This is a genomic window from Flavobacterium sp. (assembly GCF_044338735.1).
Classification (GTDB): Bacteria; Bacteroidota; Bacteroidia; order Flavobacteriales; family Flavobacteriaceae; genus Flavobacterium.
The window spans coordinates 1-3,234 of sequence record NZ_JBIIWV010000212.1 but is presented as its reverse complement, the minus strand read 5'-3'; the positions used below and the strand labels follow the sequence as shown (position 1 = coordinate 3,234).

The 3,234-nt window shown below is 35.4% G+C and carries 3 protein-coding genes; all 3 read left to right on the top strand.

Annotated elements, in window-relative coordinates; all coding sequences use genetic code 11:
- The first annotated feature begins 32 nt into the window (after positions 1-32).
- Positions 33-1,193 (top strand): stage 0 sporulation family protein, encoded by a 1,161-nt coding sequence (locus tag ACIQZC_RS10250; protein ID WP_396139127.1) that lies wholly within the window; start codon positions 33-35, stop codon positions 1,191-1,193.
- On the top strand, positions 1,174-1,671 hold the full coding sequence (locus ACIQZC_RS10245) for a gliding motility lipoprotein GldH (protein WP_396139126.1): 498 nt from the start codon (positions 1,174-1,176) through the stop codon (positions 1,669-1,671). The genes ACIQZC_RS10250 and ACIQZC_RS10245 overlap by 20 nt, the downstream gene beginning before the upstream one ends.
- Before the next feature lies 1 nt (position 1,672).
- Positions 1,673-3,234: transglycosylase domain-containing protein (locus ACIQZC_RS10240; RefSeq protein WP_396139125.1), on the top strand; the 1,562-nt coding region annotated here is incomplete at its 3' end.

The window sequence follows — 3,234 nt, the reverse complement described above, 5'->3', positions numbered from 1 at the left end:
TCCACAAAGGGCAATCACTATATATCGAAATTATGGCATGTACAAACTGTTCAACCACTGATGGTGGTGCACCAAAAGGGTGTAATAATAATGGGTCTTGCGGCACCGATAGCTGCAACAAACTTTCGGTTTTCGATTGGTTATCAAACATGACACTTCCGGGTGGTCAAGCGCCTTTTGACGCTGTTGAAATCCGATTTAAAAACGGTAGAAAAGAATTTTTTAGAAATACCGAAAAATTAACTTTGTCTATTGGAGATATTGTAGCCACAGAAGCTTCTCCAGGACACGACATCGGAATCATTACTTTGACAGGCGAATTGGTTAAAATTCAAATGAAAAAGAAAAATGAAAATCCAGATAAAGAATTATCAAAAATTTATCGAAAAGCTACTCAAAAGGATATTGACATTTGGACCGAAGCTCGAAATAAAGAAGAAATTGTGCGCATGCGTGCTAGAGAAATTGCCATCAATTTGAAGTTGGAAATGAAAATTTCTGACGTTGAATTTCAAGGTGATGGATCAAAATCAACTTTTTACTACACCGCTAACGATCGTGTAGATTTTCGACAATTGATTAAAGAATTTGCACAAGAATTCAAAGTTAGAATCGAAATGAAGCAAGTAGGTTTCCGACAAGAAGCGTCTCGTTTAGGCGGAATTGGTTCTTGTGGTAGAGAATTGTGTTGTTCCACTTGGTTAACCGATTTTAGAAGTGTGAATACATCCGCAGCTCGTTACCAACAATTATCTTTGAATCCGCAAAAATTAGCAGGGCAATGCGGAAAACTAAAATGTTGTTTAAACTATGAATTAGACACGTATTTAGACGCATTGAAAGACATGCCCGACATGGAAACCAAACTCTACACTGAAAAAGGCGATGCTTATTGTCAGAAAACCGACATTTTTAAAGAAATTATGTGGTTTTCTTATGCCAATGCACCAGCGCAATGGATGGTCTTACCAGTTGAAAAAGTCAAAGAAATTATTGCCGTGAACAAGAAAAAAGAACGCGTTGCTGGATTAGAAGATTATGTGGTGGAAACGGTTCAAGAAGTAGAGAAAAAATTTGAAAATGTAGTTGGTCAAGATAGTTTAACTCGTTTTGATCAACCAAAGAAAAAATCGAATAATAGAAATAAAAAGAAGAAACCTACAAATTTTAAAAATGCACCTAAGAAAGACTAATTTTATTGGTTTATTATTGTTGTTTTTGTTTTTGACTTCGTGTGATAAAAAACAGTTTTACAGCGAATATAAAGAATTAGACGGTTCGTGGAAAAAATCCGATACTTTGCGTTTTACTTTTGAACAAAAAGACACCATAAAACCCTACAACCTGTTTCTTGCTGTTAGAAACAACAACGATTATCCGTTTAATAATATGTATTTGATAGTTTCCTTAAAAGAGCCAGGGAAAAAGCCTACAATAAAAATAGACACCCTTGAATATCAAATGGCAAATGTTGACGGAACCCTTTTAGGGGAAGGTTTTTCCGACGTTAAAGAAAGCAAATTGTGGTATTTAGAAAACTACGTTTTTAATAGAATAGGAAATTATAAAGTAGAAGTAGTTCAAGCAGTAAGAGCCACCGGAGAAGTAAAAGGTGTGGCAGAACTAAAAGGAATTACAGAATTAGGATTACGAATAGAAAATACAAAATAACATGGCGACTAAAAAACCAGTTACATCGGATTACTCAGAATATACTCGAAAGTTTTGGCAACTTTTTAAATATGGCTTTTTAGGAATTATTTTATTATTCCTTTTTGCCTCTTGGGGATTTTTTGGAAAAATGCCTTCGTTTGATGATTTAGAAAATCCAGATTCTAATGTGGCTACCGAAATTATCTCTGCCGATGGAGTAGTTATTGGTAAATTTTATAAAGAAAATAGAACCCCAGTAAAATACCATGAATTACCACAACATATTGTAAAAGCCCTAGTAGCAACTGAGGACGAACGTTTTTATGAACATTCAGGAATTGATGCAAAAGGAACTTTGCGTGCCGTAGTAAAGTTAGGAAGAGATGGAGGTGCTAGTACACTAACGCAGCAATTAGCCAAAAATTTATTCCACGGAGAAGGTTCAAGATTTATTCTTTTTAGAGTCATTCAAAAAGTAAAAGAATGGATTATTTCCATTCGTTTAGAAAGACAATACACAAAACAAGAAATCATTGCACTGTACTTAAATCAAGTAGATTTTGTAAACGGTGCGGTCGGAATTCGTTCGGCAGCAAAAATTTACATGAACAAAGAACCAAAAGATTTAACTATCGAAGAAGGCGCTTTGTTTGTGGGGATGTTAAAAAATCCTTCGCTATATAATCCAAACCGAAAAAAAAGAGCACAATTAGTTTTAGATCGAAGAAATACGGTATTAGGGCAAATGGTGAAAAACGGTGTAATTACTCAAGCCAAACAAGAACAGCTTAAAAAATTACCTGTAAAATTAGATTTTAGACCCGAAAGTCATTCCGAAGGTAGCGCAACTTATTTTAGAGAATACCTGAGAGATTACATGCGAAAATGGGTAAAAGATCATTTAAAACCCGATGGAACTGAATATGATTTGTATCGAGATGGATTAAAAATTTATACGACTATCGATTCAAAAATGCAGCAATATGCCGAAGAAGCGGTGCAAGAACATTTAAAAAATTTACAAAAAGAATTTTTTAAAGGAATGAAAGACAAAGACAACGCGCCTTTTGTTGATATTACGCCCGAGCAAACTAATCAAATCATGATGCAGGCGATGAAAAATTCTGAGCGATGGAGAAAAATGGATTTGAATGGAAAAACGGCCGATGAAATCATCAAATCGTTTTCAGTTCCCGCTAAAATGAAAATTTTTACTTATGAAGGTGAAAAAGACACCATCATGAAACCAAAAGATTCCATCATTTACTACAAACACATGCTGCAAACCGGAATGATGGCTATGGAGCCAAGAAACGGCCATATCAAAGCGTGGGTTGGAGGCGTAAATTATAAATATTTCCAATACGATCACGTGGGACAAGGGGCAAGACAAGTAGGTTCTACTTTTAAGCCTTTTGTGTATGCCACCGCAATTGAGCAATTAGGCATGTCGCCTTGTGATTCCATAATTGATAGTTATTTCACCATGCCAAAAGGTAAATGGGGAATTGATGCCGATTGGTCGCCTAAAAACTCTGATGGCAATTATCGAGGAACTATTACGTTGCAAAAAGCATTAGC

Excerpts from the sequence above, each read along its gene's own strand:
- ACIQZC_RS10250 (WP_396139127.1), top strand. The coding sequence starts at position 33 with ATGGCATGTACAAACTGTTCAACCACTGATGGTGGTGCACCAAAAGGG.
- ACIQZC_RS10245 (WP_396139126.1), top strand. The coding sequence starts at position 1,174 with ATGCACCTAAGAAAGACTAATTTTATTGGTTTATTATTGTTGTTTTTG.